Origin of the sequence: Dinghuibacter silviterrae, from assembly GCF_004366355.1 — a bacterium.
GTDB lineage: Bacteria > Bacteroidota > Bacteroidia > Chitinophagales > Chitinophagaceae > Dinghuibacter > Dinghuibacter silviterrae.
Genome location: NZ_SODV01000001.1, coordinates 422,060 through 435,245, shown reverse-complemented (window position 1 = coordinate 435,245; position 13,186 = coordinate 422,060). Strand labels below are relative to the sequence as shown.

12 protein-coding genes and 1 tRNA gene are annotated in these 13,186 nt (G+C 53.0%); 7 read left to right on the top strand and 6 right to left on the bottom strand.

The window, feature by feature from the left end; genetic code table 11:
* Positions 1-58: 58 nt before the first annotated feature.
* Positions 59-1,426, bottom strand: a complete 1,368-nt coding sequence (locus EDB95_RS01870) for a hypothetical protein (RefSeq protein ID WP_133990009.1) — start codon at positions 1,424-1,426, stop codon at positions 59-61.
* A gap of 60 nt (positions 1,427-1,486) precedes the next feature.
* On the opposite strand from EDB95_RS01870, the gene EDB95_RS01865 reads away from it, so the two are divergent.
* The 3 genes from EDB95_RS01865 to EDB95_RS01855 all read left to right on the top strand — a co-directional run bounded on the left by EDB95_RS01865 (position 1,487) and on the right by EDB95_RS01855 (position 3,913).
* Positions 1,487-2,368 (top strand): AraC family transcriptional regulator, encoded by an 882-nt coding sequence (locus EDB95_RS01865; protein ID WP_317128950.1) that lies wholly within the window; start codon positions 1,487-1,489, stop codon positions 2,366-2,368.
* A gap of 61 nt (positions 2,369-2,429) precedes the next feature.
* Positions 2,430-3,317, top strand: a complete 888-nt coding sequence (locus EDB95_RS01860) for an NAD(P)/FAD-dependent oxidoreductase (RefSeq protein ID WP_133990005.1) — start codon at positions 2,430-2,432, stop codon at positions 3,315-3,317.
* Positions 3,314-3,913 carry a short chain dehydrogenase gene (locus tag EDB95_RS01855; protein WP_133990003.1) on the top strand — a complete coding sequence of 200 codons (600 nt, stop codon included), beginning with the start codon at positions 3,314-3,316 and terminating at the stop codon, positions 3,911-3,913. Before EDB95_RS01860 ends, EDB95_RS01855 begins: the two co-directional genes overlap by 4 nt.
* Here EDB95_RS01855 and EDB95_RS01850 read toward each other — a convergent pair.
* A complete protein-coding gene (locus EDB95_RS01850) occupies positions 3,902-6,154 on the bottom strand; it encodes a gliding motility-associated C-terminal domain-containing protein (protein ID WP_133990002.1) in 2,253 nt (750 codons plus the stop codon). The genes EDB95_RS01855 and EDB95_RS01850 overlap by 12 nt on opposite strands.
* Before the next feature lie 130 nt (positions 6,155-6,284).
* On the opposite strand from EDB95_RS01850, the gene EDB95_RS01845 reads away from it, so the two are divergent.
* On the top strand, positions 6,285-7,301 hold the full coding sequence (locus tag EDB95_RS01845) for a fatty acid desaturase (RefSeq protein ID WP_133990000.1): 1,017 nt from the start codon (positions 6,285-6,287) through the stop codon (positions 7,299-7,301).
* A gap of 35 nt (positions 7,302-7,336) precedes the next feature.
* Here EDB95_RS01845 and EDB95_RS01840 read toward each other — a convergent pair whose 3' ends face one another.
* The 3 genes from EDB95_RS01840 to EDB95_RS01830 all read right to left on the bottom strand — a co-directional run bounded on the left by EDB95_RS01840 (position 7,337) and on the right by EDB95_RS01830 (position 8,938).
* Entirely contained in the window at positions 7,337-7,741 is a 405-nt protein-coding gene (locus EDB95_RS01840; protein ID WP_133989998.1) for an FxLYD domain-containing protein, read from the bottom strand.
* 305 nt (positions 7,742-8,046) lie between these two features.
* Positions 8,047-8,136, bottom strand: a tRNA-Ser gene (locus EDB95_RS01835).
* Positions 8,137-8,167: 31 nt separating this feature from the next.
* Positions 8,168-8,938 carry a TatD family hydrolase gene (locus EDB95_RS01830; protein ID WP_133989996.1) on the bottom strand — a complete coding sequence of 257 codons (771 nt, stop codon included), beginning with the start codon at positions 8,936-8,938 and terminating at the stop codon, positions 8,168-8,170.
* 63 nt (positions 8,939-9,001) lie between these two features.
* On the opposite strand from EDB95_RS01830, the gene EDB95_RS01825 reads away from it, so the two are divergent.
* Positions 9,002-9,895, top strand: coding sequence for a hypothetical protein (locus EDB95_RS01825; protein WP_133989994.1), 894 nt, complete (start codon positions 9,002-9,004; stop codon positions 9,893-9,895).
* Between the two features lie 150 nt (positions 9,896-10,045).
* Here EDB95_RS01825 and EDB95_RS01820 read toward each other — a convergent pair whose 3' ends face one another.
* A complete protein-coding gene (locus EDB95_RS01820; protein ID WP_133989992.1) occupies positions 10,046-10,672 on the bottom strand; it encodes a polysaccharide deacetylase family protein in 627 nt (208 codons plus the stop codon).
* Between the two features lie 29 nt (positions 10,673-10,701).
* Between EDB95_RS01820 and gltX the strand changes: the two genes are divergently transcribed.
* Both gltX and EDB95_RS01810 read left to right on the top strand, forming a co-directional pair.
* Complete coding sequence (gene gltX / locus EDB95_RS01815; protein ID WP_133989990.1) at positions 10,702-12,237, top strand: glutamate--tRNA ligase; 1,536 nt, start codon at positions 10,702-10,704, stop codon at positions 12,235-12,237.
* Positions 12,238-12,278: 41 nt separating this feature from the next.
* Entirely contained in the window at positions 12,279-13,049 is a 771-nt protein-coding gene (locus EDB95_RS01810) for an enoyl-CoA hydratase/isomerase family protein (protein ID WP_133989988.1), read from the top strand.
* Positions 13,050-13,186: the final 137 nt, after the last annotated feature.

Sequence of the window (13,186 nt, the reverse complement as noted above, 5' to 3'; positions counted from 1 at the left end):
ATAGGGGTAAAGGGCGGCTACGGGAGCCGCTGGAATTTGTTAACAAATGTTGCTTGCATTAATGCCAGAACCTGCTTTGTGTTTTATGTCTTCTAAACCGGTTGACCGCTTCCAGGTTGGCCTTTAGCAAACTGTTTTGCCCGGAAGACTGGGCGGCTTCCCAGGCGGGTACCGACTTGAAGGCCATCACCATGTCATAGTCCATGGCCACCTGTCCTTCGTTAAAGGGAACGTTTCCCCAGTTGTCCCTGAACCACAGGTTCCAGTTGGGACTGCCGGGCGTATAGACAAACAGTGTATCCGACGTGGGGAAAGGGCCCGGCAACAGGAAGGATGTAAATGTATCCTGTGCGGGACTGTGACAGCTCATACAGGACGACAACGCCAGGTTTTGGTACACCTGCCCCGTTGTGATGTCCACAGCCTCCTGGGCAACGGCCCCGTCGTTCGGACCGCTGAGACGGCCACCCCAGCCCAGGGTTTCCTTGCTGTACTCCGGCGCCCCGGTATAGATGACGGTCTCATAAAGGGGCGGATAAGGGGGTTGGGTTGGACTGTTTACACCCGGATCATTCCCCCACATGGCACCCAGCGGTACCATTTTGTCCCAAAATGAGCCGGTCGTGTCTTTGTCGTATACAAAAGTAGAATACACCCACCCGGTCTTTGGAGCCGTCGAACTGTCTTTGACGATGACGTCCATTTGAAAAAAGCTCACTTTCCGCATCTGGTAGCCGGGGGCCGGATTCCCCACGGTGGGGATGGTGTCGTATACATTTAAGGTTTGCGCGCCTTCCATCACCGGCCATTCGGGATAATTGATGTTTGAAAAGGCGAGTTTGACGATGACGCTGCCTTCCGGGAATTGGGTAGCGTTGTTCAGTAAGTTTACTTTTTGCCCGGTCTTCCCCCAGATCTGCCCGACTGTATAGGCCGCCAGGGAATCGTAGAGGACCAGTACGTAACCGGACTCGTCGACTTTTAGTGACTTGAACATGTTCGCCGGGTTCCCGTTCCCCAGGTAGGTTCCCAGGATGGCTTCCCTTTGCGAACCCAGCCATGGTTCGTTGAACCAGCCATACCTGGCCGATGTCCAGTTTGGATTATCGGTGAAAAAAGGCATGACGTTGGGGGCGACGTAACTCTTCAACGAGTCCATGTACGCTATGAAATTGGAGCTGGAAATGGGTTGTCCCTGTAGTGCCTGGTGCCAGGGCGGATTGACCAAAGGTGTGGCGGTCGTTGGATAGTCATGGCTGAGCACAAAAAGCGGGTAAGGGTATTGCTGTTTGGTCGGGATGGAGTCGCGGTGGTTTTGGAAGGCGCCGCCCTGGTCCTGACCTGTCATGGTGTTGTTGTTGCAACGGTACGTGAGGAAGGCTACGACGAATAGCATAGCCATGACGGTACTGGTGTTTTTTTTCATGGTAGCTTAGGTTTGTGCAAAGATTGACTTTAATGGTGGGACTGCCTATAGCTCACGGCTATGCGCGTTCTATTTCTTATTTTAGCAGCCATGGCGTCCATTCAAGTCAGGGTCCTAAAGGAGCCGGATTTTACGGGGAGTTTCAATATACGGGATATCGGGGCTTTGCTTTCAGGGAAGGATATGATCCAAGAGCTTCACCGGCATAGCTATTATTTTGTATTAGCGTTGGAAAGGGGTCACGGTGAGCACAGTATAGACTTTGTGTCTTACCCGGTCGGTGACTATTCCATTTACTTTATGCGTCCCGGACAGGTACATAAGTTGGTCCTAAAAAATGGATGTAGCGGGTTTCTTATGGAATTTACGGGCGATTTTTATGCGCCTATGGAAAAGGCTGCCAGACAGGTGCTGAGAAGTGTCAGCGGCAGGAATTTTTGCCCGCTGGATGCGGCGCGATCGAAGAAACTGTTGGACACACTTTCTAATATTTTCGAGGAGTATACGTCAAAACAGGAAAGATACCTGGATGTGATTCGATCGAGTCTGGATATTTTCTTTATAGAGCTGTTGCGGCAATGCAAGAGCCAAAAGGATTTTTCCGACGGCGGCAGCGAACATTACCAGGAGCTGCTCGAAGCCTTTCAGGAGCTCCTTGCACAGCAAGTTGTTGAACACAAGACGGTCGCCTATTATGCCGATCGATTGCATATTACGCCTTACCAACTGAATGCGGTAACAAAAGCAACGCTGGGCAAGACTTGTTCCGGTGTCATCATCGATCATATCATTTTGGAAGCCAGGCGATACCTTTTGGCTACCTCCAGCCAGGTGAACCAGGTAGCAGGGCATCTGGGTTACGAGGATGTTTCCTATTTTATCCGTTTTTTCAAAAAGCACACGGGCTATTCCCCGGAAACCTTCAGACGGAAATTTGCATAAGTCCACCGGAACTCGGGTTTTGTCCTACCCCTGCGCCCTACAGGCCGCGTACTTTTGATGAATGAAATTTGATGTGATCATTGTCGGGGGCAGCTATGCCGGGCTTGCCGCAGCTATGGCTTTGGGTAGGGCTTTGCGGACCGTATTGGTGATAGACAGCGGGCTGCCTTGTAACAGGCAAACGCCGTATTCACATAATTTCCTTACCAGGGATGGAAGCACGCCCCGGGAGCTGGCTGCCATCGGCCGGCAACAGGTTGGGCGGTATAACACCGTGGATTTTATCGATGATGTCGCTTTGCGCGGTTTTAAAAAGGATGGGGGTTTTGAGATCCTGACAGCATCGGGACAAACATTTTACGGTCTTCGGCTCGTATTTGCAACGGGTATTCGCGACCGGTTACCGCTCCTTGAAGGGCTTTCCGAGTGTTGGGGAATATCGGTGCTTCACTGTCCATTCTGTCATGGGTTCGAGGTTCGAGGAGAAAAGACGGGCATACTCGGCAACGGAGATGACGGATTTGAGCTGGCCAGGCTTATTTCGAACTGGACGAGCGACCTGACTCTTTTTACCAATGGTCGTTCGACCTTTACGCCTTCCCAACAATTCATGCTGCAAAGTCACTACATCCGTGTAGTCGAAAAGGAGATAAACCGCCTGGAGTATTCCGGGGGCCAGATCCAGGGCATTGTTTTCAACGATCACACGATAGAGCCGGTCAAGGCGATGTATTTACGGAGCCGGTTTGAACAACACTGTACGATCGCCCAAGCTATGGGATGTTCATTGACGGCGGAGGGCTATGTAATGGTTGATGATTTTCAGGAGACTACTGTGGGCGGCATTTATGCATGTGGTGATAATGTTTCCCGGATGCGGACGGTAGCGAATGCGGTGGCCATGGGGACGGCGACGGGGATGAATATTAGTAAGAAAATGTTTGTATGAAGATAATTATTGTAGGCGCATCCGGGACGATGGGCCGGTACCTGGTCAATGTGTTTGAAAAAGAGCACGAAATAGTAAAGGTAAGCAGCAAGGGTGGTGATATTCCGACCGACATTACCTCGCCTTCGTCTATTGAAGATATGTACAAACAGGCAGGCGCTTTTGACGCGTTGATTTGTACGGCGGGGCCAACTTTCGTCGGGCCCTGGAAAAAGATGTCTGATGCCGAATTCAGAAAAGGGATGGATGGTAAGTTGATGGGTCAAATCAACCTGGTGCTGATCGGGCAACACTATATAAATCCGGGCGGCTCTTTCACCCTGATCACGGGGGCTTTGACGCATGAACCACAACGTCATTTCGCCAATGCTTCGGCGGCGAATGGCGCCGTGGAGGCCTTTGTCCGGGCAGCGGCTATAGAATTGGGGAACGGGATTCGAATTAACGCGGTAAGTCCGACCGTGATAGAGGATTCGCCACAATATTTCCCTTTTTTCCCGGGGGAAATGCCGACGACGATGAAGGCGTTGGAACTTGGGTTTTGTAAAAGTGTCTTTGGTGTGCGGACGGGGCAAGTCATAGCGTTATCTCATTAACATCACCCATCCCTTGTGGGTAACCGGGCCGCAAAAGGTCCGGGCACGGATAATATAACAATAGGCACCGGGTTCCTGGGGCTGTCCATTGTACGTCCCGTCCCAGCAGAAGGAAGGGTTTTGGGTATAGAAGACACGTTGCCCCCATCGGTTGAAGATCATGAACTCTTCCAATTGGACGTCTCCCCATCGTTTGACACCGAAGCAGTCGTTGTAGCCGTCGCCGTTTGGCGTAAAGGCATTGGGCAGTATAAAAAGGTTTTTACCGGTGGCGCTGACGTAAACCGTAATGCTGTCGTAGGCATAGCAGCCATTCAGGCTTATCCCTTTGACCAGGAAAGTGGTGGTGGTGTCGATCAGTGCTGTTGGGCTTGGAGATGAAGGATTGTCGACCCCGGATGCAGGTGTCCAGAGATAGTTGGCGGCACCAGTGGCATTTAATTGTGCGGTGGGTTGCGCGCAATTAATATCGTTGTGCTTTTGAGCAACAACGTCAGGGTCCGGCAATATGGTTACAGAAACGCCGAAGGTGGTGTCGTAGCCGGCACATAAGGAGTCGCTGATATGGACGGTATATGACATCGATGAATCCAATAGGGCTACCGGTGACGGCGCTTCGGGATTGTTCAGGTGATCGGGAGGTGACCAGGCATACCGGTAACCGGGGTTACTCCCGGGCGCCAGGGTATCCGGTTCCCCTTTGCAGACCGTAGTGAGGCCCGGGCTTTCGAACGTGGGTTGAGGCCGTATCGAAACTAAGACAGAGTCTTTTTCCGCGCAATGATTTTGATCGATGGTTTGCAGGTAATAACGAGTCGTCGCACCCGGGGAGGCGTTGGTGGTTTTCGATGCAGGACTGGTAAGACTAGCGGTGGGATACCAGCTATAGGTCAGGCCACCGGCGGCATACAGGGTGGCCGGAGTACCACGGCAGATCGTGGTGTCGGGGGAAATAGTGACCATGGGTATATATAGACCGGCGGTAACGATATTGGAGCTGACCCGGCAATTTGAGGAATTAATGTTACTGCTTTCCGCAGCCTGCATCCTATACTGAGTATTTGTGTCCGTGTTTGTCACCTGGAGCTGCGTGCTGTTGGAGTTCGGAATATCCGTCCATGACATTCCATTGTCGAGGCTGTATTGCCAGATGTACGCCGGATCCACATAGCCCGATGAAACGGCGCCATATAGGTTAAGCGGCGCGCCTGGGCATACGGTGGTCGTATCGATAGCCGCCGAAGAAGAGAATGAAGCTGTATTTAAGGGGCCGCAAGGCTGGAATGTAATATCATCGATGGCCAGGTCGTTGCCTGGATTGTTGTTCCCGCCGGGACTATTGTTGATCATTTTAAGGACAACACCGGATGTGCCCGGGGCGGTCGTGAAGTAAAAACCGTATTGTACCCAGGTCATTACGCTGTTTTGCCCGATGGGTCCCGTATCAAAAGAGCCGAGCAGCGTACCATCGGGTTGTTCGATGAGGAAGGTGATGTCGGGTTGCACGCCCACAAGCACCGCGGGGTTTAGCACATTGGCGATCCAGGCGGCAAACTGATAGGTGGTACCGCCGCAGAGGTTGTTTACCGTCTGTTTATAGAACTCCCCGGGTTGTGCATTGCCGTTGTAAAAGGCCATGTAGCCGTTTGGATCGTTGGGCGTATGGTCCGGTGCACCGGAAAACCATGCCGAATTGACGGGCACATTATTCGTAAGGGTATACTGGCCGTCGACCGGGGTAGGGGTCGCGGGATTGCCGCTGACGGCAACGTACTGGAGCGTTGTGGATGCGCCCGGCACGGCCGTAGGCAGATCGGGGCCCGGGTTGGCGCCGTGGCCAAAAGTAACGTTGACGACAGGGTCACCAAGCGAACCGCTGCAAAGCGTCGATGTGCAGTTTTGGACAACCACCTGCGTCTGGGCTGAGGTCGGCGCGGCAGCACAACCGTTGGCATCCTTTATGGAGATGAGTGTGTAGGTCGTGTTGATGGCTGGTGTCTGCGGGACGACAAAGGGGACGCCGGTGTTGACATTGGACTGTGTAAAGGTGTTAACGCCGTCGGTATAGGTGAGGGTGAAGGGGCCAGTGCCGGCTGCCGACGTAAAGGTGAGGGTGGGGGAGACCCCACTGCAAACGGAGCTTCCGCTGATGGTCCCCTGGGGAGTTATGGAACAGGGTTGCGCATAGCAATTGCTTGCTATTGCGAGGATCAGGGGGAGGAGGCAGCAACGGGGGGTCATCTTGCGGTTATTAAGATAGGTAGAAAGCGGCAATCTTCTTATATTTGGGTTGATTGCTCCATTGTGGGGCCCATTTCCTATCCTGGATCAATGCCTGAAAGTTGCGTTTTTTATCATTCACTCACACAAGATGGCATTCCTAGATTATGTTCTTCAGGCGCCTGCCTATGGTTGGAAAGACAGTCACGACGATGTCGTAAAACCCACGTCCAGCCAGATATTCAGGGAGTTTTTCTCTCGTTTGAACGTATTCCGGTGTAAGACAAACTGGTTACCCTTCGTCAGTTGGTTAAAGGTTGCCTGCCTGGCCCCCTTTTTCTTTCTTTTCCTGTTTCGATATATGAGTCTTCCCTTGCTGGGGGTAGCGTTTGTTTATAGTATGATCATCATGGGGACCCATGGCACGATCTGGTATCACCGGTATTGTACCCATAGAGCGTACACCTTCAGAAACCGCTTTTGGAGGTTTGTCACCCAAAACCTGACGATCAGCGTGGTCTCGGAAGAACTCTACGTGATCTCCCACCATGTCCATCACGCCAAATCCGACCAACCCGGCGATCCCTACAACGCCCAGTGCGGATTTCTTTATTGTTTCCTGGCAGACGTCAATCACCAGCCGATCTCCAAACAGTTGAGCGAATGCGATTACAGGCGGATCTGCTCCCTGATGAAACCGGCAGGGGGAAAGGGGAACAGCTATGCCGGGTATTTAAAATGGGGTTCTTATACCAATCCCTATCGCGCGATACTTTCCTGGCTGTTGAACTGGTCTTTCTGGTACCTGGTGTTTTTCCTTCTTGGCGGAAATGCGTTGGCGTGTTGTATATTCGGCGCGGCGGGCTTCTGGGCCATCGGCGTCAGGACTTTTAACTACGAGGGACATGGCAAAGGGAAAGACAAAAAACGAAAAGGAACCGATTATCACCTCCAGGATAACTCCATTAATCAGTTATGGCCTGGCTATGTGGCCGGCGAATGGCATAACAACCACCACCTTTTCCCACGGAGTGCGCGGAGTGGGTATAAGCCGCACCAGGTGGACCTGGCATGGTGCTATATCAAGATGATGAGTTGGGTGGGGGCGGTGAGTTCCTATAAGGATGATAAGAAGAGGTTTTATCAGAGGTTTTATAGGCCGCAATAGTGCCAAAGTTCACAATTGCAAGATCATTTTATTAGTTATGGATGGTCGGTTATTTCCAATTCATATCTTGCAGCGCTATCTATATTTATTCCAATAACCTCAATTGTTCTTTTTGCTCCTGCTGCCAAATTAGTCGTATTTCCCATACCAGTTCCTACGACTTTTCCATTCTTATCATAAAATGAAGCGCTAACCTGAACATAGTCCATTAATTGTGAGCTATTATTCTGGACGACTGCATCAATTGTAATATGTGTTTCACCATTCAATGACTCAGTCTTGGCATTGCTTTGCAGAATTATCAGATCCTTGGCTGTACTTGGCCCTTTATCCAAGGCTGGAGTATAGGTTTTACTTTTATCACTTCCAATGGAAGAAATAAAGCCGATAACCAGAAGGCTACCCATTATAATTAGGAGCCATTTGATGGCCTTTTTCATTTTACAGGTTTTAGGTTAAGAAATTGTCTATTGAAGCAAAAGTACCTGACGAATACCGGATGCTTTTACGGGAAACCGTAGCTGGATAACTGACATTGTGAAGAGGGGGAGGGATTACCTCCGCCGCGCGGAGCGCGGCTGCGCTGATCCCCTGGTGGGGGTAGCCTAAACCCCCCGCCGATTCCGCAGGTTCGCTTCGCTCACCCGCGGTTTTTCATTTTCCGCACCCGGGACGAACAAGTTCGCCCCGTCTGCTACAAATGAAAAACCCGCAGCGGTACGCTGCGGGAATCGTCTTGCGTGTTTGGCGGAGAGGGAGGGATTCGAACCCTCGATAGGATTTCTCCTATACACACTTTCCAGGCGTGCCAATTCAACCACTCTTGCACCTCTCCTTGGAAGGGTGCAAAAATAGGGTATTTGGGGTTATGGCGTGAATATTTTTTGGGCGTTGGCGGTGGTTACGGAGGCGATGGTGGCGGCGGGGACGCCTTTGATAGTGGCGAGGTGGTCAACGACGTAGCGGAGGTAGGCGGGCTCGTTGCGTTTGCCGCGGAAGGGGACGGGGGTGAGGTAGGGGGCGTCGGTTTCGAGGACGATGTGTTCGAGGGGGATGCGTTGGAGGACGGCGGGGAGGGTGGAATTTTTATAGGTGAGGACGCCGCCGATGCCGAGGGCGAAGCCGGCGTCGATGATGGCGCAAGCGGATTCGTAGGTGTCGCCGAAGCAGTGGAAGATGCCGCGGAGGCCGCGGGGGGTGTATTCGCGGACGACGCGGATGGTTTCGGGCATGGCGTTGCGGGTGTGGATGACGATGGGTAGTTTATAAACAAGGGCGAGCTCTATCTGGGCGCGGAAGGCTTCGTATTGTTGGGCTTCGTGGGTGCGGTCCCAGTAGAAGTCGAGGCCGATCTCGCCGATGGCGGGGAAGGGGCGGCGGTTGAGCCAGGTTTCGATGATGTCGAGCTCGGCCTGATAACCGGCGTCGACGGAGGTGGGGTGAAGGCCCATCATGGGGATACAGATGCCGGGGTATTGGGCTTCGAGGGCGAGCATGTCGTCGATGACGGTGCTGTCGATGCCGGGGAGATAGAATTTTTCGACGCCTTCGGCTTGGGCACGGGCGATGACTTCGGGGCGGTCGGAGGCGAATTGCTTGCCGTATATGTGGGTGTGTGTGTCTACAAGGGGGGCCATAGGGGGGCAATTTACAATTTCACGCCCAGTCGGGCGTTTACATAACAAACCAATCTGTTTCTTATGAAGAAAGCGATTTTCCTTGCTTGCGGCGCCTTGCTCTGGGCAGCCTGCTCCAAAAACAGTAACAACAGCACCTCTACGACCTCGGTGTCGAACACCTCGTTGGCGGCCCAGGGGGACGCGAGCGCGGATGCGATGTTTAATGACGTTACGGCCAATGTGATGACCGCAAAGGTCAATGGCGAGGCGTTGGGCTCGGTGGACGATACGAGCAGTTCTTTTCGCCAGGCGATCGCAAAGGGGCAGATGGCGGGGGTCACGACGTTTGGCGGCGGCGATACCACCAAAGGGACGATCACGATCAGCCTGACCCCGGAGACGCCGGGTGTCTGGCCCAAGACGCTTACCATCAATTTCGGCACGGGGTTCACGGATCTTTGGGGGAATACCTATAGCGGGTCGATCTCCATGGTGTTTACGGGGCGGCTGGATACGGCGGGTAATTCGGTGACGACGACCTTCAACAATTATACGGTGAACAGCATCGGCATCAGCGGGACGCACATCATTACCAATACGAGCGCCAGTGGTACGATCAGCTATAAGGTCCAGATAGAGGACGCGAAAGTGACCGTTGGGACCAACTGGGTCACCTGGAGCGCTACGCACACCTGGACGCTCACACAAGGGGCGTCGACACCGCGTTGGCCGTTCGACGATGTGTATTCAGTGACCGGTTCGGGGGGCGGAATTACATCAACTAATTTTACCTGGACCTCGACCATCGAGACGCCATTAACGAAGGCTTACGTATGTCCCTGGTTTGAGGCCGGAACGATCAAAGTCGTGACCAACTACGGGACAGGTATTTTGGACTATGGCTCAGGAACCTGTGATAATCAAGCAACTATAACGGTCGGTGACAGCACCAGGACCATTACTTTGGGACGTTAACTGATTGTTATTTTTAAATTTAGTTTGGTAATTCGAAAATCCGCAGTAATTTAGTACAGTTTTCATAGGGTACGGATTAAAAACGGGCCAGGGTATCTACCCAGGCCCTTCTTTTTTCCAAATCGACCCAATTCCCTGACCCTAGATGAGTTAAATAGTAATTTTTTCCATCATATAACCGTTCTCCGAAAGGTAATCGAGTACCCGAGGAAGGGCATAGGTTACATGAGGGAATGCTTTTTTGCTATCGTGAAAAACAACGATCGCCCCGTTTTTTAAGGGCCGGATGACGTTCTCCACACATTTTTGCGATGAAATTTCCGGATCGAAATCTCCGCTGAGGATGGTCCACATCACTGCTTTCATTTGCAAAGCGGGCTTTGACAATTGTGCCAGTTGAAAACGGGTGATCCTGCCATAGGGAGGACGGAACAGTGGGGAATCGACGAGTTTCCGTGTGGCGATGATGTCGTCAAAGTATTGCCGGTCGGGCGTTTTCCAGCCATTGAGGTGGTGATAGGTATGGTTGCCGGTGCGGTGTCCTTCCGCGAGGATCTGCGCATAGAGTTCGGGATAGTCGGCGACGTTTTTGCCTATGCAAAAAAACGTGGCTTTGGCGCCATACTTCCGGAGTTGCTCCAGGATGAAGGGGGTGGCCTCGGGATGCGGACCGTCGTCAAAAGTGAGGAACACTTTTTTGTCCTTGGTGGGCATACGCCAGAGACAACCCGGATAGATTTGTCTGAGGAGCCAGGAGGCGGTGGTCAAATAAAGCATGGGATAAAGGTAATAATTACCTTTGCGCCATGAATTCAACGCCACGAGTCAGGGTACGTTTTGCTCCCAGCCCCACCGGGGGATTGCACCTGGGAGGGGTCCGCACGGTTTTATTCAACTATTTGTTTGCCCGCCGGCATGGGGGGGACTTCGTTTTGCGCATTGAGGATACGGACCAGACGCGGTTTGTGGAAGGGGCGGAAGCCTATATTCAGCAGTGCCTGGAGTGGTGTGGCCTGGAGCCGGATGAAAGCCCGTTCAAGGGAGGGCCGTATGGGCCATACCGGCAGAGCGAGCGGAAACCGATGTACCGGGCATTCGCGGAACAACTGGTCAGAGAGGGGAAGGCGTATTATGCATTTGATACGCCCGAAGAGCTCGATTATATGCGATCGCATCTAAAGACACCGGAAAATCCATCGCCGCAGTATGATCATCGGGTGCGGTTGCAGATGCGGAATTCTCTTTCGCTGCCCAAAGAAGAAGTAGAACGCTTGCTCCAGGAGGGCCTCCCGCACGTCGTCCGTATTCGCATGCCGGAACATGAAACGGTGGGCTTTACCGATATGATCCGGGGAGAAGTGGTCTTTCAAACGGGCCAGGTGGACGATAAAGTATTACTCAAGGCGGATGGTATGCCAACCTATCACCTGGCGGTGGTGGTGGATGACTATCATATGAAGATCACCCATGCCTTCCGCGGGGAAGAATGGTTGCCCTCGGCACCGGTGCATGTGTTGTTATGGAAGTACCTGGGTTGGGAAGATGCCATGCCTCAATGGGCGCACCTGCCGTTAATCCTGAAGCCCGATGGGAACGGGAAGTTGAGCAAACGGGACGGGGACCGGTTGGGATTCCCTGTTTTTGCGATGGATTGGACGGATCCCCGGACCGGAGAAAGTACGAAGGGTTTTAAGGAGTTGGGTTTTCTGCCGGAAGCCTTTGTCAACATGCTGGCGATGATGGGCTGGAATGACGGGTCGGGGCAGGAGATCTTCACCTTGCTGGACCTGGTGGCCCGTTTTGATATGGACAGGGTGCATAAAGGCGGGGCGAAGTTCGACTTCGACAAGGCCAAGTGGTTCAACCATGAATGGATCAAATTCTTTCCCACCGATGGCCTGTTCGATTTCGTCGCGCCGCTCTTCGCCGCTAAAGGCGTGACGGCGGACAAGGACTACCAAAAGCGGGTCGTGCAGCTTGTGAAAGACCGGTGTACGCTGCTCACGGATTTCTGGGACCAGGGCTACTTTTTCTTCGAAGACCCGCAGGCGTATGACCTGGCGGCGGTAGCGCCCAAGTGGACCGATAAGAACAAGGTTTTTTTCGAGGCATTGTCCTCGGACATCAGGCAACTGGTGGACTTTGATGCGGTGCTGCTGGAAACGGCTTTTAAGGCACTGGCCACGGCACACGGGATCAAGCCGGGGGAATTGCAGATGCTTTTCCGGGTGATGCTGGTCGGCGGCAAGTTCGGGCCGCCGTTGTTCGATATTGCGGCTTTCCTTGGAAAGGAAGGGACGGCCCGCCGGATCGACAAGGGGATCGCGGCGTTTAGCGCATAAACTGGATCATTGCTTACATTTGTTCGTACAACAAAACCGCTATGTATCAGACACTACTCACGGAAGTAAGGGACGGCCTTCTGGTCATTACGATCAACCGCCCGGACAAGCTCAACGCGTTGAATAAAACAGTCATGGAAGAGTTGGACAGGGCCGTGGATGCGCTTATCGCCGACGCGTCCCTCGCGGGCGCGGTGATCACCGGGGCTGGCCCCAAGGCTTTTGTGGCCGGTGCAGACATAAAGGAGTTCGTCGGTTTGTCGGTGGCTGAGGGAAAGGCCCTGGCGCAAAAAGGGCAGAACATATTCTTCAAAATAGAACGCTCCCCCAAACCGATCGTCGCGGCCGTCAATGGTTTTGCCCTGGGGGGCGGTTGTGAGCTGGCGATGGCTTGTCATTTCCGGATCGCTTCCGATCACGCAAAATTTGGACAGCCTGAGGTTAACCTGGGGCTGATCCCCGGTTATGGGGGCACGCAACGGCTGACCCAACTGATCGGGAAGGGCAGGGCCATTGAATTGATTATCACGGGTGCAACGATCGACGCGGCCACGGCAAGACAATACGGGCTCGTCAACGACGTAGTAGCGGCAGACGCACTGCTTGACAGAGCCTTATCCATCCTCCAGGGGGTGCGCACCAAGGCGCCGCTCGCGGTAGCCCAGGCCATAGCGGCGGCCAATGCCGCTTACACCGAAGACGGTTTTGCGCGTGAAATAGAAGGATTTGGTGCCTGTTTTGGAACCAACGACCTGAAGGAAGGTACCGCTGCTTTCCTGGAAAAGCGGAGGGCGGAATTCAAGGGGAACTAACGAAGGTTAGTGCATCGGCTGAAACGCTCGACAAGCGAGGCTTTCAGGAGACGTGGGTGCACGAGACGTCACTCTTCAATTAGATAGTTTACAAAAATGGTAGATTTTTGTTTGAAATCTTTTTAAAACGCCCTATA

Bases quoted from the DNA above. Each gene is read 5' to 3' on its own strand.
- EDB95_RS01870 (WP_133990009.1), bottom strand. From the start codon at position 1,426: ATGAAAAAAAACACCAGTACCGTCATGGCTATGCTATTCGTCGTAGCC.
- EDB95_RS01865 (WP_317128950.1), top strand. From the start codon at position 1,487: ATGCGCGTTCTATTTCTTATTTTAGCAGCCATGGCGTCCATTCAAGTC.
- EDB95_RS01860 (WP_133990005.1), top strand. From the start codon at position 2,430: ATGAAATTTGATGTGATCATTGTCGGGGGCAGCTATGCCGGGCTTGCC.
- EDB95_RS01855 (WP_133990003.1), top strand. From the start codon at position 3,314: ATGAAGATAATTATTGTAGGCGCATCCGGGACGATGGGCCGGTACCTG.
- EDB95_RS01850 (WP_133990002.1), bottom strand. From the start codon at position 6,154: ATGACCCCCCGTTGCTGCCTCCTCCCCCTGATCCTCGCAATAGCAAGC.
- EDB95_RS01845 (WP_133990000.1), top strand. From the start codon at position 6,285: ATGGCATTCCTAGATTATGTTCTTCAGGCGCCTGCCTATGGTTGGAAA.
- EDB95_RS01840 (WP_133989998.1), bottom strand. From the start codon at position 7,741: ATGAAAAAGGCCATCAAATGGCTCCTAATTATAATGGGTAGCCTTCTG.
- EDB95_RS01830 (WP_133989996.1), bottom strand. From the start codon at position 8,938: ATGGCCCCCCTTGTAGACACACACACCCACATATACGGCAAGCAATTC.
- EDB95_RS01825 (WP_133989994.1), top strand. From the start codon at position 9,002: ATGAAGAAAGCGATTTTCCTTGCTTGCGGCGCCTTGCTCTGGGCAGCC.
- EDB95_RS01820 (WP_133989992.1), bottom strand. From the start codon at position 10,672: ATGCTTTATTTGACCACCGCCTCCTGGCTCCTCAGACAAATCTATCCG.
- gltX (WP_133989990.1), top strand. From the start codon at position 10,702: ATGAATTCAACGCCACGAGTCAGGGTACGTTTTGCTCCCAGCCCCACC.
- EDB95_RS01810 (WP_133989988.1), top strand. From the start codon at position 12,279: ATGTATCAGACACTACTCACGGAAGTAAGGGACGGCCTTCTGGTCATT.